Origin of the sequence: Blautia caccae, from assembly GCF_040095955.1 — a bacterium.
Taxonomy (GTDB): domain Bacteria; phylum Bacillota; class Clostridia; order Lachnospirales; family Lachnospiraceae; genus Blautia; species Blautia celeris.
Genome location: NZ_JBBMFP010000008.1, coordinates 37,933 through 61,859, shown reverse-complemented (window position 1 = coordinate 61,859; position 23,927 = coordinate 37,933). Strand labels below are relative to the sequence as shown.

General features: G+C 44.4%; 33 protein-coding genes. 26 read left to right on the top strand and 7 right to left on the bottom strand.

Going from position 1 to position 23,927, the window contains the following annotated elements:
* The first annotated feature begins 232 nt into the window (after positions 1 to 232).
* Positions 233 to 541, top strand: a complete 309-nt coding sequence (locus WMO65_RS10410; RefSeq protein WP_148391695.1) for a hypothetical protein — start codon at positions 233 to 235, stop codon at positions 539 to 541.
* Between the two features lie 54 nt (positions 542 to 595).
* On the opposite strand, the gene WMO65_RS10405 is transcribed toward WMO65_RS10410, so the two are convergent.
* Positions 596 to 832, bottom strand: coding sequence for a helix-turn-helix domain-containing protein (locus WMO65_RS10405; protein WP_148391696.1), 237 nt, complete (start codon positions 830 to 832; stop codon positions 596 to 598).
* A gap of 119 nt (positions 833 to 951) precedes the next feature.
* A complete protein-coding gene (locus WMO65_RS10400) occupies positions 952 to 1,200 on the bottom strand; it encodes a helix-turn-helix domain-containing protein (RefSeq protein ID WP_148391697.1) in 249 nt (82 codons plus the stop codon).
* Between the two features lie 144 nt (positions 1,201 to 1,344).
* Here WMO65_RS10400 and WMO65_RS10395 point away from each other — a divergent pair, with 144 nt between their 5' ends.
* From WMO65_RS10395 to WMO65_RS10380, 4 genes are all read left to right on the top strand, one after another.
* On the top strand, positions 1,345 to 1,677 hold the full coding sequence (locus WMO65_RS10395) for a hypothetical protein (protein ID WP_148391698.1): 333 nt from the start codon (positions 1,345 to 1,347) through the stop codon (positions 1,675 to 1,677).
* On the top strand, positions 1,664 to 2,011 hold the full coding sequence (locus WMO65_RS10390) for a hypothetical protein (protein ID WP_148391699.1): 348 nt from the start codon (positions 1,664 to 1,666) through the stop codon (positions 2,009 to 2,011). The genes WMO65_RS10395 and WMO65_RS10390 overlap by 14 nt, the downstream gene beginning before the upstream one ends.
* Positions 2,012 to 2,166: 155 nt before the next feature.
* Positions 2,167 to 2,646, top strand: coding sequence for a hypothetical protein (locus WMO65_RS10385; RefSeq protein WP_148391700.1), 480 nt, complete (start codon positions 2,167 to 2,169; stop codon positions 2,644 to 2,646).
* Positions 2,639 to 3,328 (top strand): hypothetical protein, encoded by a 690-nt coding sequence (locus WMO65_RS10380; RefSeq protein ID WP_148391701.1) that lies wholly within the window; start codon positions 2,639 to 2,641, stop codon positions 3,326 to 3,328. Before WMO65_RS10385 ends, WMO65_RS10380 begins: the two co-directional genes overlap by 8 nt.
* Before the next feature lie 47 nt (positions 3,329 to 3,375).
* Here WMO65_RS10380 and WMO65_RS10375 read toward each other — a convergent pair whose 3' ends face one another.
* A complete protein-coding gene (locus WMO65_RS10375) occupies positions 3,376 to 4,107 on the bottom strand; it encodes a DUF6262 family protein (RefSeq protein ID WP_148391702.1) in 732 nt (243 codons plus the stop codon).
* A gap of 221 nt (positions 4,108 to 4,328) precedes the next feature.
* Between WMO65_RS10375 and WMO65_RS10370 the strand changes: the two genes are divergently transcribed.
* From WMO65_RS10370 to WMO65_RS10325, 10 genes are all read left to right on the top strand, one after another.
* Positions 4,329 to 4,706 (top strand): P-loop NTPase family protein, encoded by a 378-nt coding sequence (locus tag WMO65_RS10370; protein ID WP_243128784.1) that lies wholly within the window; start codon positions 4,329 to 4,331, stop codon positions 4,704 to 4,706.
* On the top strand, positions 4,696 to 5,433 hold the full coding sequence (locus WMO65_RS10365; protein ID WP_052099551.1) for a type II secretion system F family protein: 738 nt from the start codon (positions 4,696 to 4,698) through the stop codon (positions 5,431 to 5,433). The genes WMO65_RS10370 and WMO65_RS10365 overlap by 11 nt, the downstream gene beginning before the upstream one ends.
* Entirely contained in the window at positions 5,423 to 6,658 is a 1,236-nt protein-coding gene (locus tag WMO65_RS10360; RefSeq protein WP_148391703.1) for a type II secretion system F family protein, read from the top strand. Before WMO65_RS10365 ends, WMO65_RS10360 begins: the two co-directional genes overlap by 11 nt.
* A 41-nt stretch (positions 6,659 to 6,699) precedes the next feature.
* Positions 6,700 to 6,867 carry a Flp1 family type IVb pilin gene (locus WMO65_RS10355; RefSeq protein ID WP_103732463.1) on the top strand — a complete coding sequence of 56 codons (168 nt, stop codon included), beginning with the start codon at positions 6,700 to 6,702 and terminating at the stop codon, positions 6,865 to 6,867.
* 10 nt (positions 6,868 to 6,877) lie between these two features.
* Positions 6,878 to 8,284 carry a DUF5702 domain-containing protein gene (locus tag WMO65_RS10350; protein ID WP_148391704.1) on the top strand — a complete coding sequence of 469 codons (1,407 nt, stop codon included), beginning with the start codon at positions 6,878 to 6,880 and terminating at the stop codon, positions 8,282 to 8,284.
* Positions 8,285 to 8,308: 24 nt separating this feature from the next.
* Positions 8,309 to 9,154 (top strand): TadE/TadG family type IV pilus assembly protein, encoded by an 846-nt coding sequence (locus tag WMO65_RS10345; RefSeq protein ID WP_349064102.1) that lies wholly within the window; start codon positions 8,309 to 8,311, stop codon positions 9,152 to 9,154.
* Positions 9,155 to 9,595 carry an A24 family peptidase gene (locus WMO65_RS10340; protein ID WP_148391706.1) on the top strand — a complete coding sequence of 147 codons (441 nt, stop codon included), beginning with the start codon at positions 9,155 to 9,157 and terminating at the stop codon, positions 9,593 to 9,595.
* Positions 9,596 to 9,607: 12 nt separating this feature from the next.
* Complete coding sequence (locus tag WMO65_RS10335; RefSeq protein ID WP_148391707.1) at positions 9,608 to 10,033, top strand: hypothetical protein; 426 nt, start codon at positions 9,608 to 9,610, stop codon at positions 10,031 to 10,033.
* A gap of 61 nt (positions 10,034 to 10,094) precedes the next feature.
* Positions 10,095 to 11,468 carry a DUF6382 domain-containing protein gene (locus WMO65_RS10330; RefSeq protein WP_148391708.1) on the top strand — a complete coding sequence of 458 codons (1,374 nt, stop codon included), beginning with the start codon at positions 10,095 to 10,097 and terminating at the stop codon, positions 11,466 to 11,468.
* A gap of 220 nt (positions 11,469 to 11,688) precedes the next feature.
* Entirely contained in the window at positions 11,689 to 12,279 is a 591-nt protein-coding gene (locus tag WMO65_RS10325) for a rhomboid family intramembrane serine protease (RefSeq protein WP_033142097.1), read from the top strand.
* Between the two features lie 25 nt (positions 12,280 to 12,304).
* Here WMO65_RS10325 and WMO65_RS10320 read toward each other — a convergent pair whose 3' ends face one another.
* A complete protein-coding gene (locus tag WMO65_RS10320) occupies positions 12,305 to 13,030 on the bottom strand; it encodes a sensor histidine kinase (RefSeq protein ID WP_103732468.1) in 726 nt (241 codons plus the stop codon).
* Between the two features lie 163 nt (positions 13,031 to 13,193).
* Here WMO65_RS10320 and WMO65_RS10315 point away from each other — a divergent pair, with 163 nt between their 5' ends.
* Both WMO65_RS10315 and WMO65_RS10310 read left to right on the top strand, forming a co-directional pair.
* Positions 13,194 to 13,601, top strand: coding sequence for an HIT family protein (locus WMO65_RS10315; protein WP_033142069.1), 408 nt, complete (start codon positions 13,194 to 13,196; stop codon positions 13,599 to 13,601).
* A 20-nt stretch (positions 13,602 to 13,621) separates the two neighbouring features.
* Positions 13,622 to 14,179 (top strand): RNA polymerase sigma factor, encoded by a 558-nt coding sequence (locus WMO65_RS10310; RefSeq protein ID WP_148391709.1) that lies wholly within the window; start codon positions 13,622 to 13,624, stop codon positions 14,177 to 14,179.
* Position 14,180: 1 nt separating this feature from the next.
* Here the strand turns inward: WMO65_RS10310 and murG are convergent, their stop codons facing one another.
* Complete coding sequence (gene murG, locus WMO65_RS10305; RefSeq protein ID WP_148391710.1) at positions 14,181 to 15,248, bottom strand: undecaprenyldiphospho-muramoylpentapeptide beta-N-acetylglucosaminyltransferase; 1,068 nt, start codon at positions 15,246 to 15,248, stop codon at positions 14,181 to 14,183.
* Between the two features lie 97 nt (positions 15,249 to 15,345).
* Here murG and WMO65_RS10300 point away from each other — a divergent pair, with 97 nt between their 5' ends.
* The 9 genes from WMO65_RS10300 (at position 15,346) to WMO65_RS10260 (ending at position 22,123) form a co-directional block, all read left to right on the top strand.
* On the top strand, positions 15,346 to 16,299 hold the full coding sequence (locus WMO65_RS10300) for a DUF4367 domain-containing protein (protein WP_349064100.1): 954 nt from the start codon (positions 15,346 to 15,348) through the stop codon (positions 16,297 to 16,299).
* Between the two features lie 16 nt (positions 16,300 to 16,315).
* Complete coding sequence (locus WMO65_RS10295) at positions 16,316 to 16,792, top strand: DUF6147 family protein (protein ID WP_148391712.1); 477 nt, start codon at positions 16,316 to 16,318, stop codon at positions 16,790 to 16,792.
* 118 nt (positions 16,793 to 16,910) lie between these two features.
* Positions 16,911 to 18,518 (top strand): MBL fold metallo-hydrolase RNA specificity domain-containing protein, encoded by a 1,608-nt coding sequence (locus tag WMO65_RS10290; protein WP_148391713.1) that lies wholly within the window; start codon positions 16,911 to 16,913, stop codon positions 18,516 to 18,518.
* Between the two features lie 194 nt (positions 18,519 to 18,712).
* Positions 18,713 to 20,143, top strand: a complete 1,431-nt coding sequence (glnA, locus tag WMO65_RS10285; protein ID WP_148391714.1) for a type I glutamate--ammonia ligase — start codon at positions 18,713 to 18,715, stop codon at positions 20,141 to 20,143.
* A gap of 66 nt (positions 20,144 to 20,209) precedes the next feature.
* Entirely contained in the window at positions 20,210 to 20,482 is a 273-nt protein-coding gene (locus tag WMO65_RS10280; protein ID WP_148391715.1) for a DUF6171 family protein, read from the top strand.
* A 15-nt stretch (positions 20,483 to 20,497) separates the two neighbouring features.
* Positions 20,498 to 20,881, top strand: coding sequence for a DUF6483 family protein (locus tag WMO65_RS10275; RefSeq protein WP_054350465.1), 384 nt, complete (start codon positions 20,498 to 20,500; stop codon positions 20,879 to 20,881).
* Between the two features lie 87 nt (positions 20,882 to 20,968).
* A complete protein-coding gene (locus tag WMO65_RS10270; protein WP_033142061.1) occupies positions 20,969 to 21,292 on the top strand; it encodes a PadR family transcriptional regulator in 324 nt (107 codons plus the stop codon).
* The gene (locus WMO65_RS10265; RefSeq protein ID WP_148391716.1) at positions 21,279 to 21,890 is read left to right on the top strand and encodes a DUF1700 domain-containing protein; all 612 of its coding nucleotides are present in this window, start codon (positions 21,279 to 21,281) and stop codon (positions 21,888 to 21,890) included. The genes WMO65_RS10270 and WMO65_RS10265 overlap by 14 nt, the downstream gene beginning before the upstream one ends.
* Entirely contained in the window at positions 21,887 to 22,123 is a 237-nt protein-coding gene (locus WMO65_RS10260; protein WP_148391717.1) for a hypothetical protein, read from the top strand. The genes WMO65_RS10265 and WMO65_RS10260 overlap by 4 nt, the downstream gene beginning before the upstream one ends.
* 9 nt (positions 22,124 to 22,132) lie before the next feature.
* Here the strand turns inward: WMO65_RS10260 and WMO65_RS10255 are convergent, their stop codons facing one another.
* Together WMO65_RS10255 and WMO65_RS10250 are read right to left on the bottom strand one after the other, a co-directional pair.
* Positions 22,133 to 22,759 (bottom strand): response regulator, encoded by a 627-nt coding sequence (locus WMO65_RS10255; protein ID WP_148391718.1) that lies wholly within the window; start codon positions 22,757 to 22,759, stop codon positions 22,133 to 22,135.
* Positions 22,760 to 22,769: 10 nt separating this feature from the next.
* Positions 22,770 to 23,855, bottom strand: coding sequence for a sensor histidine kinase (locus tag WMO65_RS10250; protein ID WP_148391719.1), 1,086 nt, complete (start codon positions 23,853 to 23,855; stop codon positions 22,770 to 22,772).
* Positions 23,856 to 23,927 lie beyond the last annotated feature (72 nt).

Sequence of the window (23,927 nt, the reverse complement as noted above, 5' to 3'; positions counted from 1 at the left end):
GCTCTTTAAAAGGGCGTATATAACAGCTTGATGGTGGCTACTCCCCCAAACCCCTGTAGATTCGCTACTTATGAATACCTAAAGTGCAGGTATTCATAAGTAGCGAATTTAAAAGGTTCCTACCCGACAAGGCTCTGGTAAACTGTAGGACTGGCGGTAAAATAAATCTTTTGCTATTCATTTACTGTTATATGTGGTATATTAGAGAGCAGAGAGAAGCAGAAAGGAGACTATGAAGCGAATATTAAAGTTTAACGAGGATGGACTCGAAGGATTACATTTCTTTGCAGAGCGTCTAAACTTCCCTGTTGCGGTGGCTTCCTACAGCGATTGGGAGGAACGACAAATTTCTTACCTGGAAAATAATTTCCAGTCGGGAGGATTCACCACAAAGACTATTTGCCAGTGGTGCATCAATCATCGTATCCAGTATCAGATCATTTACCCACTTAGTATTAAAAGCATTTTTAAAAACCCTTATAAGTACATGAAATTTTTGGAACTAAAGTATATGCTAAACAAAGTTTTACAGCAAAGCTGAGTATTCTCTCTAAAAGAAAAGAGCTACTGGATATGTGCATCCAGTAGCTCTTTGTCAGTCTTTTTCTTTAGCTGGTACAAATTCAAGCAAATCTTCAATTTTACAGTCCAAAGCATTACATATTCGGGCTAAAACAGCAGTATCAAGTCTTGTGGCTTCATTGTTGCAGTAATTGTTAATCTGGGTACGTTGCATTTCTGCTCGATGAGCCAGCTTATTTTTGCTTATGCCTCTGTCTTTAAGTAAGTCATCCAGTTTGATTTTGATATACCCATAGTCATATTCTTCCATAATATCCGTCTCCTTTTTCGTTTAATACATACTTAGATATAGTGTAAGAAATGGAGTATAGGAATATAAGTTCTATGAAATCTGATTAGACTTCTTGCACAATCATATGAGGAAAGATTTTATTGATGGTTCTCTTTTATACTTTCTTTCGGCACAAATTCCAGTAAATCCTCAATTTTGCAGTCCAAAGCATGACAAATCCTAGCCAAAACAGCAGTATCCAGTCTTGTGATTGTTTCATGGCAATAATTGTTGATTTGAGTTCTTTGCATCTCTGCCCTGTGTGCCAGCCTGTTTTTACTTATCTTTTTATCCCTTAGTAGTTGATCGAGCTTGATTTTAATATAGCCATAGTCGTATTCTTCCATATGAACCTCTCTATAATTGTCGAAAATTGACAAATAATGTAAATCGAAAATAGTTGACATCTATAGTGTAAGAAATCTAATATATAAATATAAGTTCTAAGAAATCTGATTAGACTTCTTACACAATCCAAAGGAGGAGAACACATGGAACAGTTAATAAACAAGCTACTGAATATGGGAATGGGGCAATTTATGGATAACAGCCGATATGACCTTGTTATGACAGATGAGATATATCTGCATGACATAGAGGATGAAGGGGAGCTGGAACGTCGGTATACAAATCTGGATTTGCCTGATGAGCAGAGAATCCTTATTAATGATTACATAGCCTGTGTAAAAACCTGTGATAATCGCTATTCAGATATTTCATATATGGCAGGCATTAAAGATGCGGTGAGAATGTTTGTATATTTGGGATTATTGAAAGATTATAATATTTCAGAACAGGGAGCATGTGCAGATGGACAGGTTTGATAATCTTACAGATAAAGAAAAAGAGAGATTGGCTGAGTTTGTTAGAGAAGCCATATATTTGTCAGAAGAAGAAAATGCAGCCATAGAGCATCAGATTCCAATGACACAGGAGTTATTTGAACAGTGTGTAGATCACTGTATTCAGATTAACGCATATTTCCGCATGACTTGTCTTTTGAGTGAGTATCCTCAATTTACTGATGAGTATGTAAGGAAGATTGAAGAAGAAACGGCTGACTTTGAACTGCCTAAAGAAGCAGAAGTGGATATTGAGGAAAGTCTGCAAAGGTTTTATGCTAAGGTAAGAGCAAAGTATGGAGAAAACGCAATATAGATATACTTACAGCTGCCGATCTGGTATGATCGGTGGCTATTTTTGTAAAGAAATGTCTGAAAGTGATTGAAAGACCATTATTCTTTTGGTAAAATTCTATGTATTATTTATATCAAACAAATAGATGATTTGGAAAGTGAGAGAGGGTGAATTAGTTGCCTGGGAATAGGAGAAATAAGCCATTTATATTTGAAGGAATGGAAGCGGAACAATATAAACAGATGAGAAATAAATGGATTCGCTTAGCAGTGGTAAGTGTCTTTTTGCCGTTACTTTTTGCTACAGTAGTGAGTTACTATAATAATACATTTGATTTGCTTGCATTATTTGGCAATGGCGAAATTCTATTGTCGTTGTTTTCATTAACTATACCTATGTTATTTGATTTGTTTGAAATGAAAAGTAAAAAAGATGAATATTTATCTTGGGCTTTCTTTTTCTGTGCAATATTAGTTTGTTTTCAGATATTATTGTATTGTTTGACGAGAATAGATTTTTCTGAGAAAAAGGAAATAAAAAGTATTATAGTATCTGTGATTATGTTGATGGCTTCTTGGCTGTGTTGTGGATATTCAATTAAAGCAATGTTTCAGCATAGTATAATGGACGAGGGAGGTGAAGGCAGCGATGTTTGATAATATGAATATAATTTTAGCTATTATAGCATTGTGCGTTTCTATCATAAGTAATATTCTAATGATAAGTAGAAATGCAATAAAATATAAAAAAATGAAAATGGATTTTAAAGATATAAAACTAATATTAGAAACAAGTGAAAAAATAGACCTTGGTCAATTTGATATAGAAGACTATTCTAAAGAATTGATTGAAAAAATAAGCAAAATATATCCAAAGGCAATATTTAGTCTTTCAATTAAATTAGTAAAGAATGTAGATAAAGAAAAACCAGAAGAGAGTAAAATTTTTACATGGTTTAGATTTCCCCAGCAAGGACAAAGAGAAGAAAATTTGTACACAATAAAAAATAATACTGATTTTTATACATTGATTGAGGAATGTGGTAAATTTTTCTTTGTTTCTGATTTAAAAAAATATAGTGCATTAGTGGATTATAAAAATGAAAATCAAAGTTATATACAAAAATATAATACAACTATTGTTTATCCAATTCGTAAAAAAGGAAAAGATAAAAAGTATGATACAATCGGATTTCTGTGTGTAGATTCTCCTCAAAAATTAAATAATGTAAAGAAGAATGAAAAAGTGCTGAGCCTAGTTGAAACAGCAGCTTCAATTATTTATGATTTTTTAAGCCAAAATAAAGATAAACAAGAGATTCTTTCAATAAAGCAATAATCAAATAGTAAAGAGCTACAGACATAATGTCGATAGCTCTTTACTATTTAATCTGTGACGTTCATTAAAATATCTATTGTAATCTCTTCTTTTATCGTATCTGTAATAGTAAGCAAGTAGCAATCATCTTTCTTTTCTATAATAATACCATCTATATGAGTAGCCAATTCAAAGGAATGATGTTTTGCAAATAAAGTATATGTTCCCCATATAATCCCTTTAATTGTATCTTCCCCGATGCCATTATAAAGTTTTTGCCCTTTAGGTGTCGTTATTGAATAAGAAAGGAATCCTCTATTTTTGCAGTTGGGAATAATATGCAATTTGATTTTTGGCATACTTTGTAAATATTCTAATCTTTTTTGGCTGGACTGAATTGCTTTTTTGAGCCTCTTGTTTTCTTCTTTAATCAACCGAAAGGTCATCATATAAGTTTCGTATAACTTCCTTTTCGTTTCTTCATACTGTAAGAGCATATCATCATGGCGCATCTTAGGGTTAATATCCAATTTTCCATGAGTATTTGGTGATATATGATTATACTTAGCTCTTCCCTCATCCAGAGCTTTTGCTTCATTGAACAGCTTTTTAGCCTTTTCATTTTGGTAAAGGTAGCTTTTGCTTAGTCCTGAGAGTTCACAAACTCTGGCAACAGTGACTTCTTCTTTATTATGTATCATATCTTCTAAGACAGTCTTTAAGGTGTTGTATTTCTCTTGAACGATCTTTTGTCTGGCTTCTTGCATGGATGAAGTATTTCTCTTATGGTCTTTTGGCATATCGGCAACCTCTTTCCATTCGTTGATATTATCTATTTTACATTAAGTTTAGTCATGGGAAAAGGTGTTTTCTATTTATTTCAAAAAATGCCTCATCCATTGATGGATGCTAAACTCATACAGAGTTGACAGGGTTTACAACTTCCTCTTAGACCGCCTTTTTCATACAAAGGTTACAGAGTTACACATCAAAAAGTAACTTATTATATATCGTGGGCGAGGTGAGAAGCGACGCGGAGGAACTGCTGCAGGCTGTCAATGTGGGGGCTGAGGGCAGCATGTCAACCATCCACGCCAATAGCTGCCGCGATATGGTCACAAGGCTGGAGACATTGGTTCTCATGGGAATCAATCTTCCGCTTCCGGCTGTCAGGAGGCAGATCGCGGCGGGGTTTGATCTGTTTGTCCACCTTGGCAGGCTCAGGGATAAGAGCCGCAGGCTGCTGGAAATCTGCGAGGTAGACGGGATGAATGAGGATGAAGTGCTGCTGCACCCCCTGTTTCTGTATGAGGAGGATCAGGGCCTGGTGCAGAAAGGGAAGCTGAAACACAGGGAAAAATTAGAAAGGGCGGGGATCATACTTGAAGATGGACTATGAACACTACAAACTGACAATTCTGGAATGGGCCAGATATCTGGGGGAGAGCGTACTTATCTGTGTGGTGATAGATGCGCTCTGCTACCAGAGCCTTATCACCTTTTTATTCATGCTGCCCATTCCTTTCTGGTATATCAGGCAGAGGAAACGCCAGCTTCTGATGCTGCGGCGCAGGAGGCTTCACCATCAGTTCAGGGATGCACTCAACGCTCTGGGAGCCGGTATCTCAGCGGGTTATTCACTGGAAAACGCGGTTCTGGAGGCGGGAAAGGACATGAACCGCATATACGGTCCCGACAGGGAGATCTCAAGAGAGATGGCGTACATGGCAGCGCAGATGCGTGTCAGTGTTCCCGTGGAGAAGCTGTTTTATGATTTGGGGAGCAGAAGCCAGGTAGAAGATATCCGCAGTTTTTCCGAAATCCTGGCACAATCCAAACGCATGGGCGGCAATATGCGGGAGACTATACAGAACTGCGTCAGTATCATGGAGGACAAGATTGACGTGAAAAAAGAGATTGACGCCATGCTGGCCGCAAGGAAAATGGAGCAGAACATGATGAGTTTCATGCCTGTGGGAATCATCCTCTATATGCGCCTGACATCGCCAGGATTTATGGATGTCCTGTATCACAATGCGGCAGGAGTCTGTATCATGACGATTTGTCTTGGCTGCTACGCAGCCGCATTTATCTGGGGCAGGAGGATTGTGGAGATTGAAGTCTGAAAAAATCTTTTCCGGAGAGAGAAAGGTCCTGGCTGCCGGAATCGCCGTGGTCCTTCTTGCAAACGCCGCCGGACTTACCCTGTACATCCTGGAAAAGAGGTCAGGTGACAGGGAAAACACGGAGTATCTGGAACGGCGTGAATTCGGTCAGGGGGATTATGAGGAGAAGCTGACTGTAAAGTCAGAGAAGGGAAACCAGGAGATCACAGTACAGGTCCGCGAAAAGGAGTATGGAGAGGAAGAGGCAGAAGAAATCATTGAGCAGGTAAAAGAGGAGATGGACGCTCTGATCCGGGGAGAAAACAAGAACCTGAACAAAGTGCAGCATCCGCTTTATCTGCCGGACCGCAGCCCTGATTTCCCTGTAAATCTGTCCTGGAGTACAGACACGCCTGAGATATTGGATTGGGAAGGAAAGATAGGGGATAATGCTGCAGAAGGAGGCACCGGCGTGAAGCTTACCTGCGACCTGAGTCTGGGGGAGGCAGAGGGGCGGTGGGAGAAAGAAGTCACCGTTTACCCGGAGCTGGTATCCCATAAGATAAAACTGGAAAGGGAGATACAGAGGGCAGTGGATGCGCAGAATCCGGCCTCCGGGGATAAGGTAAAACTCCCAAAAGAAGTGGATGGAACCAAGGTCATTTTTCGGAAAGAACAGAGCGGAAACGGATTGCTCATATCCTTGTTCGGCACCTTGCTGGGCCTGCTGATCCTGCCGCTGTACAGAGAAAAAGAAAAGGAAAATGAGAGAAAGAAAAAGGCCGAAATGCAGGCAGATTACCCCGATATCGTGAGCAGAATACTGCTGTTTCTGCAGGCCGGTCTGACCGTGCACAGTGCCATGGAGAAGATCGCAAAAGACTATATAAATACCTGCAGAATATACGGGAGAAAGAGGCGTCCGGCGTATGAAGAACTGGTGGAAACCTACCGCGAAATGGAGGGCGGAATGGCAGAGGTTCGGGCATATGAACGGTTTGGAAACCGCTGTGATTCACCGGAATATAAGGTCCTTTCCGTGCTTCTTGTCCAGAATCTGAAGAAGGGAAACCGGGGAGTTCTGGCACTTCTTGAGCGGGAGTCTGCAGCCGCTATAGAGGAGCGGAAACGAAAGGCGAAAATATGCGGTGAACAGGCGTCTGCAAAGCTTTTGGGGCCTATGTTCATACAGCTTGCGCTGGTGATGGCACTGGTTATGATTCCCGCTTTTTTAAGCTTTTACTAGAGCATAACAGGGTAAAAATGTGTGGAAAGGGGGTGATAAATATGAATGTATTCAGGGAGTTTTATGAGGATGAATCAGGGATCACGGTGATTGAAATTGTGCTCGTGTTAGTGGTTCTTATAGGGCTTGTCATCATCTTTAAAAAGCAGCTTACCAGTCTGATACAGAGTATTCTGTCCAAGATCACAAGCCAGAGCAACAGTATTTAGAGAGGTTGTTATGAGACAAAAGGGAAGTATGACCATTGCCATGTGTATGATGCTCTCTGTCATGCTTGGAATCATGGCGGCAGGCATAAAGCTCTGCAGAGAACAGTATGCCCGGGTACAGGCCGTGAATGCGGCAGATACGGGACTGTATTCTGTATTCTCCGAGTATGAGAGGGATCTTCTGGAGGAGTACGATTTATTTTTTCTGGACAGCGGTTACGGCAGAGGAGCCATTGATGCATACCATGTGGTACAGCAGATGGAAAACTCCATGGCTCTGACTTTAAAAAGCGGCATCCGGGGAAGCAGGCAGGAGAGCTGTTCCATTACAGGATACAGACTGGCCACGGATAATGCGGGGGAGGCATTCTGTGCGCAGGCGGCAGAAGCTGTCAGGGAACATCTGGGCACAGCGGCTGTCAAACGCCTGAAGGAGTATTTAGGCAATACCAAAGAGGTGACAGAACAGCAGCAGGCGCAAAAGGATGCCGGCGCGCCTCCTATGCCTGAGGTGCAGGCACCGGAGGAAACCGTACAGGAGAATAGGGATGCGCCGCAGATTACCTCGGAAAATAATCCCCTGGAAATCATCAAACGAATACGGTCTATGGGGATTCTGGGTCTGGTTCTTCCGGATGATGCAGTGATTTCCGAAAAGGAAGCAGATGTTTCCGTTTTCACTTCAAACCGAAATCTGCAGAAAGGCATGGGAGATATAAAAGGCCGGGAATCCGGGGGATCTGATAAACTCTTCCTCCAGGCGTATGCCATGAATAAGCTTGGAACCTACAGGGAACCGGGAAATCCGGGAGCCCTTGACTACCAGGTGGAGTACATTGTGGGAGGCAGAGGCAGCGACAGGGAGAACCTGAAGAAGACGGTAAACAGGATTTTACTGCTTCGGGAGGCAGCGAATGCGGCGTACCTCTATACAGACCCGGAGAAGCGGGCACAGTCCGGTGCGCTGGCTGCGTCCCTGTGTACTGCGCTGCTGATACCGGAGGGTGCTTTCGTTGTGGAAAAACTGCTGCTTCTGGGATGGGCTTACGGAGAAAGTCTTCTGGATGTACGTCAGCTCATGGCAGGCGGAAAAGTCCCCCTGGTTAAGACCGGTGCAGGCTGGCAGTTGGAGCTTTCCAATATCGGACAGATATTTACCATGCTGCAGGAGGGACAGGCAAAGAATACTTCCGGGCTGGATTATAACGATTATCTGCAGATACTGTTGTTTGCATCTTCGGGACACAGCCTGGCATTCCGCTGCATGGATATGATAGAGCAGAATATACGGCTCAAACCCGGAAAAGAAAACTTCCGTATAGACTCCTGCATGGAATGTCTGGAGATGGAAACCCGTTTTTTAAGCCCATCGGGAAACCAATGGACAGCAGTCAGAAACTACGGATACGATATGTAAAAAGCAGAAAAGGGAGGGGAGCAGATGCCCGATGTAAAAGACAGACAAAGATGTAATAGAAAGGATTGGTACTCTCTTCAGCAAAAAGGCAGTCTGACACTGGAAAGCGCGGCAGTGCTCCCCCTCTATTTTCTGGCAATGGTGATGCTGGTCAGTATGATGGATATCTTCCGGATACAGACAATTCTGGTATCTTCTCTGAGTCAGAGTGCCAAGGAGCTGGGGATGTATGCCTACAGCATAGACGGGGAGAGCAGATCACCGGTTGGTGCCGTGACAGACGCGGCATGTATTGTTTATGCCTCAGCGGAGGTTCAGAAGAGAGTAAAAGGCGAGAACCTCACGGGAATTGTGGGAAAACAGGCAGGGATTACACTGCTGGGGTCATCATACAGGGATGGCATCGTAACATTGAAAGCAAATTATCTGTACAAAAGCCCTGTGTCGCTCTTTCCGGTTTTTCCGGTGAAGATAGAAGCTGCCGCCGCCGCACAGGCCTGGCTGGGATATAACGGGGACAAATACGGCAATACGGATGACAGTCACGGCGGGGAGATGGTATATGTGACAGACTATGAAAGTGTATATCACACATCAGCGGACTGTACCCATATAAAACTGGCGGTAAAGCACGTGGGGATGCAGAGTGCAGTACAGGGAAGAAACGAGTATGGGGATAAATACTACCCCTGTGAAAAGTGTATGAGAGGACATGAGAAGGATGGGTTTGTATACATTACAGACAAGGGGAACCGTTACCACAGTGACAGCGCATGCGGCGGCCTTTCCCGCCATGTGCGGTTCATGAAAAAATCCGAGGCGGACAACAGAAATCTCTGTTCACGCTGCGGACAAAAACAGGGGGATTAGATGACAGAAAAGATAACAGCAGGTATTTTTCTTGCATTTATGGGGTGGGAAGATTCGAGAGGGAAAACGGTTTCTGTCCGGAAGATTCTTTTATTTTTTGCGGGCAGCCTTATCTGTACAGCCTTAAAAATAAAAGAAGTTCCGGGGGAACTGTGGGATGTGTCACGGGATGTTATGCTGGGCAGTCTGCCCGGTATCTCTCTTTTGCTCTGTGGGAAACTGTCCGGCTGGGCTGTGGGCAGCGCAGATGGAATCATTGTATTGGTGCTTGGAATCTATCTGGGCTTCTGGCAGGTTTTAAGTGTACTGTCGGGCGCGTTTTTAACGGCTGTTATGGCTGCCGGATTCTTACTGGCAGTGAAGAAAAAAGACAGGAAGTATGAGATACCGTTTATTCCCTTTTTATTTGCCGGGATGATGTTTAGCATTATCACAGGATGATACAGGAGAGATATGGATAGAAAAGACAGAAAAAAATTCGTATGCAGGGGGAGTTATACGCTGGAAGCGGCCTGCATCAGCGGTGTTTGGATGCTGACAGTGTTTGCGGTTCTGCTGTTGCTGACAGGAACCATAAAAAGAGGAGTATACACAGCAAAGGCATATGAGGCGGCTGTGGCAGGCAGCACGGAGGCTGTGCGCAGGCAGGGAGACGGGTTGGAAACTGCCCGGGAACGGCTTGCAGGTGAAAACGGAAATTATTCTGTAAACGGCAGCAAAAGGGAGATCACAGTCAATTATGAGGAATATGTGAAATATCCTTTTGCAGGTCTGCAGTGGCATATACAGGGCAATGCAAAAAGTAAAGTGATCCGCCCGGTGTCCTTTATCGGGAAGGTGAGAAGTGTGAGAAAATGGAAGGAAGAACTGATGGATTAAGCGGCGAGTTCCGGATGAAACAGAAAAAAGTACGGTTGTTCCGGGAAAAGGGGGAAAGAAAATGCAGGCAGAGTACAGAAGAGAGATGAATCACAGCTATCTGGTACTGAAGGCAGGCAGTGCAGTAAATCCGCAGGGATATGAGATAAAAATGCTTCTTCATAACCAGCCGCCGGGACTGCTTCCCCTCTCTGTGCGTTATATAGACGGAGAACCCCTGTTTTATTATGAGGTGACATCCAGACAAAGCATCTTTGTGATGTATGAGGCGAAGAAGTTCGGAAGGGCGGATTTGGAACAGATATTCCGGGCCGCCGCGGACATAATGGAGGGATTGGAGGAATACCTGCTGGATGTAGGGACAATACTGTTCAATCCCAAATATATTTATATGGATACAGAACGGCAGCACCTTTATTTTTGCTGCTTTCCTGCAGAACGGAATCAGGAACAGAGCGGCATATTAGAGCTTACAGAATACATCCTTCCGAAAATAGACCATAAGGATGCAGGTGCCGTTGTTCTGGGATATGGAGTATACCGGGAGAGTGTGGAGACCGGAACGGGAGCAGATGAGATCCGCAGAGAGCTTAGGAAAGTATCCCGGGAATCTGTAAAAGAAGAGGAGTACAGGGAGAAAAGGGTGTGCGCAGAGCAGGAGTTCAGTGGAGAGCCGGTGATGACAGAGGAGAAGAGAAAACAGGCTCTGGATGCCTTTTTTGAGGAGGAGGAAGACGTGGAGGAAAAGCATCCGCTTTTAAATGCCGTGGGGTGTATTTTTACACTGGCGGCAGCAGCCATATGTGTCTATCTGCTTCTTCATTATGAGATTGCCAATGCGCTGCAGGTCTGTATAGGAATAGCAGTGGCCGCATCGGCTGCCGCTGTGGCTTTCGTTATGTTCCGGCTGAAGAACAAAAGGGAAGAGAAAAAGAAGCAGAAGCATGAGTTGGACCGGTTAGAAGCATGGGGATGGGAGCGGGATACCGAATATGAAAGAGAAGAGGAGAGGAATACGGAAAAACAGGAAGATAACGGCAAAAAAGAGAAGGATATAAAGCCGGATGATTTTGAGTCCTGCGGACCGACGATTCTTCTCTCAGCGGGGAAACGAAATGATGAAAATGTGTGTTTGCTCTGGGAGGAGGAGGGAAATCAAAAGCGGTTTGTGCTTGATAAAGAGATTGAGATTATCGGAAAGCTGGCAGCAGCGGCGGATATATGTCTGAGACATCCGGCGGTAAGCAGGATACATGGCAGAATACGCAGAGAAGAAAATGATTTTTTTATATCGGATTTAAATTCAAAGAACGGTACCCTTTTAAATGACAGAATCCTGGAACCGGAGCAGGAATATTTGCTGCATAATGGTGACAAGATAAGTATTGCGGGAACGGAGTTACAGTACCTTAATTTTCAGAATAAGAGGGCCTGAATGGCTTATTTTAAACTGCACAATTGGAAGTATATGGTTGCGTTAACCTGGGAAAGAGATTATAATGAAGCTATGTCCTGCAGGCAGGGAGTGATGAGTGGTTTGTGGTTATCGCAGGGCTGAGAATTATATCAGATAAGAAGAAAAAGGCAGGTAGTGCATGGTGGATTACAGTTACTGGAACCAGAGGCCGGAATCCGATTTCAGACGGTTTTTACGGATGCGGAAGAGTGTTTTGATGAACACGATCATGATAGCGGTCAATGTTCTGGTGTTTCTGTTGACTGAAATAACAGGGTCATCACTGGACAGCAGGCATCTTATAAACTGGGGAGCTGCGTATACACCCTTCATAGAACAAGGGCATGAATATTACCGGCTTTTCACCTGTATGTTTCTTCATTTCGGACTGGCTCATCTGGGGAATAATATGTTGGTGCTTGCATTTCTCGGTGACAGCCTGGAAAGGGAAGTTGGCAGAATACGCTATCTTCTTATTTATCTGATTGGCGGAATCGGTGCCAGCTATATTTCTTATTACGCAGAGATAAGAGGAGGGGAGGCGGTAGTCTCCGCAGGTGCTTCCGGAGCGGTGTTTGCCGTGATTGGAGCACTGATTTATGTGGTGATGAGAAATAGAGGAAGACTGGGGAACTTTACAACAAGGCAGTTGGTATTCCTGGCTGCGCTTACACTTTATCACGGATTTACAAGTGCAGGAGTAGATAATGCAGCTCACTTTGGCGGGCTTTTATGTGGATTTGCTCTTGGGATCATTCTTTATCACGGAAAGAAAAGGCTGCCTTCATAGTGAAAGGCAGCACATTTTTGTGTGATTAGCTGATGGGAAGAACTACTTTGAATGTGGTACCTTCACCGGATTTTGATTTGAAGGAAATAGTGCCTTTGTGAGCGCTGACGATGCGCCTGCAGATAGGCAGACCGAGACCGGTACCTTCCTGTTTATGCGTGATAAACGGCTCAAACAGGTCGTCCTGATATTCAGAAGGAATACCGTTACCGGTATCCGATACCGTGAAGATGATGGATTCGCCGTCTGACTGTATGGCGCAGTAAATATGTCCTTCTGTTTCAATCGCGTCTGACGCGTTTCTTATCAGGTTGAGAAAAAGTTGACGAAGTTTAATACCGTCAGCTTTTATAACGGGTATTGGAGATAGTTTCTGCAAATCTATAGTGATATGCCGTTCATTCAAAGCCGGGGTCACAGATTCAATTACTTCGCAGAATGTATTATATATGTTGGAATTCTGCAGATTCAGTTTTTCAGAGTTATTGAAGGCGGATAATTCATTGAGAAGTGATTTTAGAAAATCCATATTCTCCATGATTTTTTGCCAGTAGTTATCCTGTATAAGTTCAGGATGCCGTCCTTCCAGTAGCTGCATAAAGCTGTTGATCAAAGTGACAGGATTTCTTATTTCATGAGAAACCTGGGAAAGCATAAACTGATGCTTCATTTTTAATTGCTGATAAAGCATCTTATAATCAGCAGTTTCGGGCATCCTGGTGCTCTGGTCAGTGCCGGATTGTATCGTCATTAGGTGTCCCCCCTGTTCTTTCTTTACGTTGATAGTGTAGCACTGTTACTGCCAAATATCAAATAATTTCATAACCTAAAAAGCGCCAAAAAACGACAAACAACTAATGACAGAATGCCGTCGAAATGAGCCGGCAAAAGCAGCACAGAAAGGAGAAATAAATATGTCGGATTGTATTTTTTGTAAGATTGCAAACGGCGAGATTCCGTCTGCAACGCTCTATGAGGATGAGGACTTCCGGGTCATACTGGATCTGGGACCAGCAAACAAAGGACATGCTTTAGTTCTGCCGAAACAGCACTATGCCAATCTCTATGAAATTCCGGATGAACTGGCAGGTAAAGCGATGGTGCTTGCAAAGAAAATAATCACCAGAATGAGGGATGTTCTCGGCTGCGATGGTTACAATGTTGTGCAGAACAACGGGGAAGCAGCGGGCCAGACTGTTTTCCATTTCCATATCCATCTGATTCCGCGCAGCGTTGGGGACAATGCTGGGATTACATGGACGCCGGGCGAATTAACAGAGGAGGATAAGCAGGAAATCCTTGAGAAGTTTTCAATGGATTAGACTTCAGGAAAAGGGTTGAGATGACAGAAGAAAAATTTCGTGAAATCTTTCGTCAATATTATCGTTTAGTTATGAAAGCGGCATACTGCGTTTTATTTGATGCAGACCTTTCACAGGATATCTGCCAGGAAACATTTCTAAAGTTTCTGGAAAAGGTGGACACTGTGGATAAAACACGTTATGCGGAGTGGCTTACAGTCTGTGCAAGAAGAAAGGCAATTGACTTTTGCAAGAAAGCCTATCAGGTACATGAAGTAGTTACGGCTGACCGTGCCGAAAAAGAAGATACGGATAAAATGGCACAAAGGAGTGACAGCGGAGGAAAGCGCACCGGATTTTATAATGATGATATGGCGCAGATGATGGTGCACAAAGAATTTACCGGTACGATTCTGAATTCTTTAAAAGCAAAGAATACGGACTGGTATGAGATTATGGTAAGAACACATGTCATGGGAGAAAACGATGAAGAGATTGCCTGCGCTCTTGGTATCACCATAGAAAATGTGCGTACCAAGAGACACAGGATGATGGAATGGCTGAAGCAGAGATTTCAGTCAGAATATGAATCACTATGATTTATTTGTTCACGGCCTGTTCAAAAAGCCGGACGATTTCTTCAATAGAATCTGTCAGCTTGCTTTTTGACATGGCATCCGCATAAGAGGCGCGGTTTTTATAGAGGGAGTGAATGGTCTCAAGGAGTTTTTCATTTGTGATCTCTTCCTCTTCCAGAACTACACTGTAGCCCATACGTTCAAAAGAACGGGCATTCAGTATCTGGTCACCGCGGCTTGCACGGGCAGAGAGCGGAATCAGGAGATTGGGCTTTTTCAATGCACTCAGTTCACAGATGGCATTGGCGCCGGCTCTTGAAATGACAACATCCGCAAGGGCAAACAGATCGGCAAGCTCCTTTTTGATATATTCATACTGTACATAGCCGTTTGTGTTTTTTAATGATTCGTCCAGTTTTCCTTTGCCGCACAGATGGATCACCTGGAAAGTTTTAAGCAGTTCAGGAAGGACTGCACGGACGGCATCATTAACGGCTGCAGCGCCAAGACTTCCTCCAATGATCATAATAACCGGTTTGTCTTTTGTAAAACCGGTAAATTCCAGAGCCCTCTCGGGGCTTCCTTCCAGCAGTTCCTGCCGTATAGGAGTTCCGGTCAGCACAGCCTTGTTGGCTGGCAGTTCAGACACGGTCTCAGGAAAGTTGCAGCACACTTTTGTGGCAAAAGGAATGGATATTTTATTAGCCAGACCGGGTGTCATGTCAGATTCGTGGATAAAAGTGGGAATTTTCCTCCTGCTCGCCGCAATCACCACAGGCACGGTAACAAAACCGCCTTTGGAAAAGACAACATCGGGTTTTAACTGCTTCATAAGTTTTTTAGCTTCCGCAAAGCCTTTCATAACTTTGAATGGGTCAGTAAAGTTTTTGACATCAAAATAGCGTCTTAATTTACCGGATGCAATCCCATAGTAAGGGATGCCCATTTCTTCTATCAGTTTTTTTTCGATTCCTTCATAGGAACCGATGTAAGAAATGGTATAACCAAGTTCCTTTAGGCGGGGAATCATTGCAATATTGGGGGTAACGTGTCCGGCAGTACCGCCGCCGGTAAGTACGATATGTTTCATGGTGTCCTCCTGCTCATTCAAAATAATAGTTAAAAACAAATACTATAAGATAATATGATACACTTGTCAGGAAAAGTCAAGGAAAGATAGGAGTTTCATGAGTAAATTGGACGAAAAGCAAATTGAAAAAACACATAAGTCTGCGGCAGGCCAGGAAGACAAAGCGTTTGAGGAATGGGTCAGCCAAAGAGTCCTTGATGAAACCGCAGAGATGATAAACGGGTTAGAAAATGGCCCGGACTTAGATGATTTTGAGCCCTCCGAGGAACTGTTCCAAAAGATAGTCGGAATAGCAAAGGAAAGGGGACTCCTGGCCGAAGATGATGAGACAACTGAAGACGAGGCAGATGAGATTGTTGAGAAAATAGAACTTTTTAATAAAAAGAGTCAAGATAATGTTAATGAAGAATTTCAAAATACTACAGTATTAGATAATGCTTTATCAGAAAAAATAGTTCACTATCCGAAACGTAGACGAACATTGATTAAATGGACTGCGATGATTGCTGTTACCATGATGGGTATTTTTGGTATATCAATGAGTAGTCAGGCGAATAGAGCTTATGTAATGCAGAGAGTTGATGAAATTTTCGGCAACGATGTCAATACAAAATTGAATAATACTACAGACATTATAGAAAGTGACTCTACGGAAGAGGTTGATAGAAGAAAAATAGAAGAGAAATTAGATGTGAAGGTTCCGACACTTTTTTATATGTTGGATGGTATGAGCTATGAATCGTATAAAATAGATGAAGAGGTACAAGCTGCTTATATACGATACAAGTATAAAGATAAATATATCTATCTTCAAATATTTTCTAACTATAATGATGCAAGTGGTATTTTTAGGAATGATCAAGGAGTTTTATTAGAAACCATAGGAAGTAATTGGGTTGACATTAAGGCTGAGCTATGGAAAATAGAAGAGGTTGGTGATGAAATGCCGGTTTATCTTGCGCAATGGGAATATGGAAATTCATATTACAATATTAATGGTAAAATAGAAGAAGAAGATATGAAGAATATTGTTTCAGATATAATTTATTAAAAGAAGGAGTAAGAATATGAAAAAGATAGTAAGTGTGATAATGGGTTTGACATTATCAATAATTTTAAGTGTATCAAGTGTTATGGCAGGTACAGAAGATTTAGGAAAAGTTGTTGATGGATCAGAATTAACAAATAAAGTCTCTGCAGAAGATGTTCAATATGCATTAGTAAGAGGAAATTTACTAAATCAAGGTTCTGCAAGGGTATCCAATTTAGGCGGTGGAGTAATAAATGCTTATGGTGGTGCATTTTGCTCGGTAACATGTGATAAAGTTATGTTAAAAATAACTGTGCAAAGGTATTCAGGAGGATCTTGGTATAACGTTGAATCATTTGATGATACTGCATATAATACGGCAACTTTAACGAGAAGCTATAATTTAAGTGTGAGTTCGGGGTATTATTATCGTGTAAAAGCAGCATGTATGGCACAGAAAAATGGCGTTAGTGAATCAAAGGTGTCAACAACCGATGGAATCTGGATAGGATAATAATTAATCACTACAATCAAAAATAATAAAATAATCTGAAAAGTTCTATTAAACTCCCCCCCTTTACGGTATAATGAAAGTAACCATACTTTTATATAACCGCAAAGGGGGTTCTTTTATGAAACTGACTTTTATAGGTGCGACTCATGAGGTTACGGGAAGTTGTTATTTCCTGGAGGCGGCGGGGAAGAAGTTTTTGGTGGACTGTGGAATGGAGCAGGGGCCGGATCAGTATGAAAACCAGGAGATTCCGGTGGCATTGTCCGAGGTAGATTTTGCACTGCTGACCCATGCCCACATTGACCATTCCGGCAATTTCCCGCTGGCTTATGCAAAAGGATTCCGGGGACCTATTTATGCGACAAATGCTACCTGCGACTTGTGTGACATCATGCTTCGTGACAGTGCGCATATTCAGATGTTCGAGGCTGAGTGGCGTAACCGCAAGGGACAGAGAAACGGACAGCCTGATTTTGTACCGGCGTATACCATGGAGGATGCTCTGAATGTGATCAAACAGTTTGTGGGGTGTGAATACAGCAGAAAAATCCGGATTGCAGACGGTATACAGGTAAGATTTGTGGATGCCGGGCATCTTCTGGGGTCCTCAAGTATTGAAATTTGGATAACAGAGGAGGGCGTGGAGAAGAAAATCGTGTTCTCCGGAGACATCGGCAACCTGGACCAGCCGCTTATAAAGGATCCGGAATATCTGGACAGCGCGGATTACGTGGTCATGGAATCCACCTATGGGGACAGGAGTCACGGCGAACGGCCGGACTACGCCAGGGAATTGGTGAAAATTCTGAAAAGAACCTTTGACAAGAACGGAAACGTGGTGGTGCCTTCCTTTGCTGTGGGCAGAACTCAGGAGATGCTGTATTTCCTCAGACGAATCAAAGAGGAGAATATGCTTCCGGAATACCCGTATTTTGATGTCTATGTGGATAGCCCCCTGGCTGTCCAGGCTACCAATATTTTTAAGGAGCATTATACAGACTGCTACGACGAGGAGGCTATGGCGCTTATCGAGAAAGGTATCAACCCCATTGCATTTCCGGGGCTGAAACTCTCCATAACCAGTGACGAATCAAGAGCCATCAATATGGATGACAGCCATAAGGTCATCCTGTCAGCCAGCGGCATGTGTGACGCGGGACGTATCAAGCATCATCTGAAACATAATCTCTGGAGGCGCGAATCCACCATTGTATTTGTGGGATACCAGGCAGTCGGCACGCTGGGACGCGCGCTGCTGGAGGGGGCCACGGATGTGAGGCTGTTCGGTGAGGAAATCCATGTCTGTGCCGATATCGTGAAGCTTCCGGGAATCAGCGGCCATGCGGATGACGCGGGGCTGATGCGCTGGGCGTCCTCCTTCAAGGAGAAGCCAAAGCGTGTCTTCGTGACACACGGGGATGACCAGGTATGCGATCTGTTTGCGGAAAGACTGAAAAATGAGCTGGGATACGATGCCATGGCGCCCTTCAGCGGCACAGAATTTGATATGCTGGCGAATGAATTTGAGAAGGAAACGGTTGGAATTGTCATCAAACACGCGAAGGAGAAGGCAAAAGCCCGCAAGGCTTCCGGTGTTTATGCAAGACTTCTTGCAGCAGGACAGCGGTTAATGACGGTTATCCGTCATAATGAAGGCGGCGCAAATAAGGACCTGGCGAAGTTTGCAGATCAGATTAATTCCATGTGTGATAAGTGGGACCGCTGACTGCCGGGAAGCGGCGATAAAACTATTGTAACTGTTCAGTACCCTCACAGTTACGAGCAAAAATCCATGCAGAATCGCCTTCGGCGATGGGATTTTTGCCTGGCTGCTGAACGTGTTCTTACGGTCAGCGCAGTAAATGCGCAGACCTGCTGAATAGTTACAAACTATTTTACAAAAAGAATGGGGGATTTAAAATGAAAACAAGTGAAGACGTGAGAAAACTGTGTGAGGAAAAGCAGATCCGTATGATAGACTTTAAAATGACGGATTTAAACGGACGCTGGCGTCATGTGACAATTCCGGTGGAACGTTTTGATGATGACATTTTCGTCTATGGAATCGGTTTTGACGGTTCTAATTACGGTTATGCTCCTATAGAAAAAAGTGATATGGTATTTATTCCGGACCCGGATACTGCCACAGTGGACCCATTTGCCGAGATTCCCACACTGACTATGTGCGGAAATGTCTGCACCATAGGGGAGGATGAGAATCGGCCTTTTGACCAGTATCCCAGGAATGTGGCCCTCAAAGCAGTGGAATATATGAAGGAAGAGCAGATTGCTGACCGTATGGTGATTGGGCCGGAGTTTGAATTTTATCTGCTGGACCATGTGAGTTATAATGTGACACCACAGAAGTGCAGCTACAGCATTGACACCAGGCAGGCGGAGTGGAACAGCGGCATAGACAACGGACAGAACAGCGGCTATCAGGTACCGTATCAGGGCGGCTACCACGCGGCAGCTCCCCAGGATGTGGGATATAATCTCAGAAGTAAAATGTGTATGCTTCTTGAGGACTGGGGCGTAAAGGTAAAATATCATCACCACGAGGTCGGCGGCCCGGGCCAGATGGAGATCGAGGTAGAGTTGGGCGATATGGTGGATATGGCAGATAAGACCATGATTGTGAAATATGTTCTGAAAAATGCGGCAGCAGCAGAGGGCAGAACTGTCACCTTCATGCCGAAGCCCATTTACAAAGAGGCCGGAAACGGTATGCACGTGCATATGCTGCTCATGAAGGACGGAGCCCCCATTTTCTACGACAAAGACGGATATTCGGGGCTGAGCCATACAGCGCACTATTTTATCGGCGGTCTGCTCAGACATATTGCGTCCCTGTGCGCGTTTACCAACCCCTCCACCAACTCTTTTAAACGCCTCGTACCCGGTTATGAAGCGCCTGTGACCATCGGATATGCAACATCGAACAGAAGTGCTGTCATCCGTATTCCGGCTTATGCCAAGAAACCGGAGGCCAAGAGGTTTGAACTGCGCAATCCGGATGCCACAGCAAATCCGTATTATGCCTATTCCGCCATCCTCATGGCAGGACTGGACGGAATCAGGAATAAGATAGACCCCCGCGAGCACGGATGGGGACCTTTTGACTGCAACCTGTATTCCCTGTCCCCTGAGGAGCAGAAGAAGATACAGAGTCTGCCCCGTTCCATGGGAGAGGCCCTGGACGCTCTGGAGAATGACCACGATTACCTGACAGCAGGCGGTGTCTTCCCTCAGCGTCTCATTGATATCTGGCTGGAAAGGAAGAGGAAGGAACTGCAGGAGATCGAGCAGATTCCAAGCCCCTCAGAATTTAAATATTATTATGATCTGTAAATAGACAGCATCACAGGCGGGATCCCGTTAAAATCCCGCCTGTGATAAAGGAGACGGAGGTACAGCATGGAGAACACGGGTAACCAGCCCAGGCGCTTCTGCAGAAAATGCCTTCTTCAGGACATGGATGAAGGACAGTATTTTGATGACATGCGCAGATACATAGATAATCTGGATGAAGATCTGAAGGTATCTTCACAGATCTATGATGAGCGGCTTGCCTTCTGCAGAAAATGTGATAACTTAATAAGCGGAATGTGCAGAGTCTGCGGCTGTTTTGTGGAGATGCGCGCTGTTATGAAGAAGAACGGTTGTCCGGGGATTCCGAAGAAATGGTGAGAAGGAGGAGCCAGCATGAAGTTTGAAGAAGATTATGTCATGAGAATGATAAAGGATATGGTGAAAGCATTGGCCTGTGTTGTTTTCGGAAAGAGATTTACGGAATATGAAGTGGAGGAGGAAAAAGCCGACGACACGGATTTTCTCTACCGTGACATTATTGAGATGGCAGACAGGGGAAAGATCAACGAGGCGGAAAACATACTTCTCACGGATATGGACCGGACGGACAAAAGATACATGGAAATGGCCATGAGCTTTTACCTTCATATCAACAAATACACAGATGAGTTTCTGTCAGCCAACGGCTACAGCCGCCAGGAGATCCTGGACGGGGTGGAGGCACTGGCTGAGGCAAACGGCATCAAAGGACTGGACGGACTGTCTGACGGATTATAAGTCAGATCGTCCGTTTTTTTTTGTGCATATACCACTTGACACATTATACTATGTAATGTATAGTATAATGCATAAGGAGGCGATACCATGGACACACAGCTAAAAAAAGGTTTTCTGGAATTTTGTGTTCTTGCTGCACTATACAGATCGGATTCCTACGGATACCAGATCATAAAAGACATATCCGTTTGTATTGAGATATCAGAATCGACGCTGTATCCCATATTAAAGCGTCTGGAGGCAAACGGATGCCTGGAGACATATTCTGTGGAGCACAACAGCCGACTGCGCAAGTATTACAGGATAACAGAGACAGGGAAAGAACATATCCAGGAGTTTTTAAATGACTGGCAGCAGGTAACAGACATATATGAATTTGTGAAGGGAGCGGTTGAACATGAAGAAGGATGAATTTTTAAGCAGTCTCGAACGGCTGCTGCGGAGCTTGAAAAGGGAGGAACGGAACAGATTCCTGTCCTACTACGCGGAAATAATCGAGGATTACATGGAGGACGGATGTGAGGAGGAGGATGCCGTACAGCGGATTGGAAGTCCCGGTGAGATTGCACAGGAAATCCTCTCTGACAGGGAGACGCAGCCGGCACGGCCCACACCCACATGGATGAAAATAGGTGTGATCGTTCTGCTGATACTTGGCTCACCTCTCTGGGGAAGCCTGGTCCTGGCTGCTATCTGCTGCGCACTGGCTGTTGTGATCATGGTAATGAGTGCCTATGTGATTATCTGGTGTATTCCCTTTATATTCGGGGTATTTTCTGTATCCAGTCTGGTACTGGCTGTAGTCAGTACGGTGGGTTCCGTGATAATAATGTTCCGGGACACAGCCACCGGTACGGTGCAGATGGGAGTCGGAATCCTGCTTGCAGGCATCTTTTTGGTGACAGCACTGCTTACCTTGGAACTGGGCAAGAGATTTGTAGGTGTTACGAAAAAATTCAGCAGATGGCTTGCAGGTCTGTATCAGAAAAGGAGAGGTGTCAGAGCATGAATATAAAATCATTAAAAAGTAAAATCCTTCTGGCCGGCATTATTTTCATGCTGGTCGGTACCACAGTAGGACTGATCGGTCTCGGTATGACCGGATTTGAACCGGATAGACTGATGAAATGGAAAGAGGGCAGATGGTACCAGACCGTTAATTATACAGACGATAACTTCTGGATCGGTATCAGACTCAAAGACGGGAGTTTCTACCTCACCAGTTATACTGCTTTTGACTGACAGAGATGATCAGTTATCCATATTTTTATAGTAAAACACGGCAAGCTGTGTCCTGTCACGCAGGCTCAGCTTGTCCAATATCGCACTCAGATAATTCCGCACAGTGCCCTCACTGAGATAGAGGCTCTGTGCGATTTCTTTGTTATTCAGGCCTTTTGCCACCAGCTCTATGACATCCATTTCCCTGTCAAGAATCCCGTATTTGCCAAGATCTGTTCTCTGCGGCTTTCCCATCATTTTAGGGATTTTCGTGACGATCTCGCTGCCGAACACACTCTGTCCGGACATGACAGAGCGCAGGGCAGGGGCAATGGTCTCAATATCCTGTTTTATCAGATACCCCTTGGCACCGATACGCAGCGCGCGGATAATATATTCGTCGTCGGAGAAGGTGGTCAGAAAAAGAATCCTGGCATCCGGGTGCTTTTCCAGTATCTCCGCGCCGGCGTCCAGCCCGGAGCAGCTCCCCATCTGAATGTCCATGAGCAGAATGTCGGGCTGTATTTCTTCATACAGGCGGACTGCATCCTCCCCGCTGCTGCCGGAGGCGCACACCTCTATGCCCGGTTCTGCCTGCAGGATCGTTTTCAGCGAAATGCAGACAAAGGGATCGTCGTCAACAATAATAATTCTCATAAATAACACCTCACATCTGATTTTTCATGGTATGTCCCTGTTTGGGGATGGAAATAAATATGCGGAAACCGTTCTGCACCTCTGTCCTGAAAATGCCGTGAAGATCTTCCACCCGCTCCCTCATATTCATAAGCCCGATTCCCCCGGACCCTGCCGCTGTCCCCTGTGTTCCGTTATCCCGGATGATAACCTGATAGAATCCGGGATGTTCCAGTACAGACAGAGAGGCCTCCGTAGCATTGCTGTGCCGGGAAATATTGGACAGAGCCTCCCGGACAATGGCGATAATACAGTATTTCAGTTCCTTCCGTTCAATCTCGGCATTGTAATTCAGGGTTACAGGACAGAAAGTGAATTCCTCTGCCAGCCGGGTGAGTACCATGCGCAGGTCCACAGATTCCTCATGCAGATTGTGGACGCTGCTGCGCACATTGTTCATGGCATCATCCAGTGTGGATTTGACAGCAGTAAGCTGCGCGGCCAGCTCCTTCTGTTCCTTCCATATAACCTGCATGGCACTGATCTGGAAGAGGGAGCGTGTCAGGAGGTGCCCCACATTGTCATGGATTTCCCGGGCGATCCTGTTTCGCTCTGTCAGAGTCGCAAGCTGGATCTCATACTCCTGCTTTTCCAGAAGCTCCTTGTTTTTCTGTTCCAGATGCAGAGATTCCTCCCGGGTGCTGTCCTGGGAGAGATGGAACTGTGCCATCATATTTTCATATTCCATGGTCAGCCGGGACAGATACAGCGCCAGCACCCCTGTGAACAGAAAGAGGAAAAATGCCGGCAGTGTGAAGTTATGAAAATGATACAGGTATAAAGGCACCCATGCGAACCGCAGGTACCATTTCCCGGATCTCTCACAGTCGTAGAAAAACAGCGGGAGAAACAATGCCAGTTCAGGAAGGAAGAGGGAGAGCACAAGACACCCGCCGCAGAGATATTCCAGTGGCCGTTCCCTGTCAAAATAGGAAATGAGGGCAGATACGCTGACGGATAAAAGCAGCAGGGAGATAAGGGAAATATCCACAGGCTGCCCGATGAGATTCATGGTACAGAATAAGAAAATAAAACACTTGTTCAACAGCTCTCTCATATATCCCCCTCCTCTTTGCAGACCCGCTCACTTCTGTGCTTGTATTTAGAGTGTATCACAGGAATGGGCAAA

Bases quoted from the DNA above. Each gene is read 5' to 3' on its own strand.
- WMO65_RS10410 (WP_148391695.1), top strand. From the start codon at position 233: ATGAAGCGAATATTAAAGTTTAACGAGGATGGACTCGAAGGATTACAT.
- WMO65_RS10405 (WP_148391696.1), bottom strand. From the start codon at position 832: ATGGAAGAATATGACTATGGGTATATCAAAATCAAACTGGATGACTTA.
- WMO65_RS10400 (WP_148391697.1), bottom strand. From the start codon at position 1,200: ATGGAAGAATACGACTATGGCTATATTAAAATCAAGCTCGATCAACTA.
- WMO65_RS10395 (WP_148391698.1), top strand. From the start codon at position 1,345: ATGGAACAGTTAATAAACAAGCTACTGAATATGGGAATGGGGCAATTT.
- WMO65_RS10390 (WP_148391699.1), top strand. From the start codon at position 1,664: ATGGACAGGTTTGATAATCTTACAGATAAAGAAAAAGAGAGATTGGCT.
- WMO65_RS10380 (WP_148391701.1), top strand. From the start codon at position 2,639: ATGTTTGATAATATGAATATAATTTTAGCTATTATAGCATTGTGCGTT.
- WMO65_RS10375 (WP_148391702.1), bottom strand. From the start codon at position 4,107: ATGCCAAAAGACCATAAGAGAAATACTTCATCCATGCAAGAAGCCAGA.
- WMO65_RS10365 (WP_052099551.1), top strand. From the start codon at position 4,696: ATGGACTATGAACACTACAAACTGACAATTCTGGAATGGGCCAGATAT.
- WMO65_RS10355 (WP_103732463.1), top strand. From the start codon at position 6,700: ATGAATGTATTCAGGGAGTTTTATGAGGATGAATCAGGGATCACGGTG.
- WMO65_RS10350 (WP_148391704.1), top strand. From the start codon at position 6,878: ATGAGACAAAAGGGAAGTATGACCATTGCCATGTGTATGATGCTCTCT.
- WMO65_RS10345 (WP_349064102.1), top strand. From the start codon at position 8,309: ATGCCCGATGTAAAAGACAGACAAAGATGTAATAGAAAGGATTGGTAC.
- WMO65_RS10340 (WP_148391706.1), top strand. From the start codon at position 9,155: ATGACAGAAAAGATAACAGCAGGTATTTTTCTTGCATTTATGGGGTGG.
- WMO65_RS10335 (WP_148391707.1), top strand. From the start codon at position 9,608: ATGGATAGAAAAGACAGAAAAAAATTCGTATGCAGGGGGAGTTATACG.
- WMO65_RS10330 (WP_148391708.1), top strand. From the start codon at position 10,095: ATGCAGGCAGAGTACAGAAGAGAGATGAATCACAGCTATCTGGTACTG.
- WMO65_RS10325 (WP_033142097.1), top strand. From the start codon at position 11,689: ATGCGGAAGAGTGTTTTGATGAACACGATCATGATAGCGGTCAATGTT.
- WMO65_RS10320 (WP_103732468.1), bottom strand. From the start codon at position 13,030: ATGACGATACAATCCGGCACTGACCAGAGCACCAGGATGCCCGAAACT.
- WMO65_RS10315 (WP_033142069.1), top strand. From the start codon at position 13,194: ATGTCGGATTGTATTTTTTGTAAGATTGCAAACGGCGAGATTCCGTCT.
- WMO65_RS10310 (WP_148391709.1), top strand. From the start codon at position 13,622: ATGACAGAAGAAAAATTTCGTGAAATCTTTCGTCAATATTATCGTTTA.
- murG (WP_148391710.1), bottom strand. From the start codon at position 15,248: ATGAAACATATCGTACTTACCGGCGGCGGTACTGCCGGACACGTTACC.
- WMO65_RS10300 (WP_349064100.1), top strand. From the start codon at position 15,346: ATGAGTAAATTGGACGAAAAGCAAATTGAAAAAACACATAAGTCTGCG.
- WMO65_RS10295 (WP_148391712.1), top strand. From the start codon at position 16,316: ATGAAAAAGATAGTAAGTGTGATAATGGGTTTGACATTATCAATAATT.
- WMO65_RS10290 (WP_148391713.1), top strand. From the start codon at position 16,911: ATGAAACTGACTTTTATAGGTGCGACTCATGAGGTTACGGGAAGTTGT.
- glnA (WP_148391714.1), top strand. From the start codon at position 18,713: ATGAAAACAAGTGAAGACGTGAGAAAACTGTGTGAGGAAAAGCAGATC.
- WMO65_RS10280 (WP_148391715.1), top strand. From the start codon at position 20,210: ATGGAGAACACGGGTAACCAGCCCAGGCGCTTCTGCAGAAAATGCCTT.
- WMO65_RS10275 (WP_054350465.1), top strand. From the start codon at position 20,498: ATGAAGTTTGAAGAAGATTATGTCATGAGAATGATAAAGGATATGGTG.
- WMO65_RS10270 (WP_033142061.1), top strand. From the start codon at position 20,969: ATGGACACACAGCTAAAAAAAGGTTTTCTGGAATTTTGTGTTCTTGCT.
- WMO65_RS10265 (WP_148391716.1), top strand. From the start codon at position 21,279: ATGAAGAAGGATGAATTTTTAAGCAGTCTCGAACGGCTGCTGCGGAGC.
- WMO65_RS10260 (WP_148391717.1), top strand. From the start codon at position 21,887: ATGAATATAAAATCATTAAAAAGTAAAATCCTTCTGGCCGGCATTATT.
- WMO65_RS10255 (WP_148391718.1), bottom strand. From the start codon at position 22,759: ATGAGAATTATTATTGTTGACGACGATCCCTTTGTCTGCATTTCGCTG.
- WMO65_RS10250 (WP_148391719.1), bottom strand. From the start codon at position 23,855: ATGAGAGAGCTGTTGAACAAGTGTTTTATTTTCTTATTCTGTACCATG.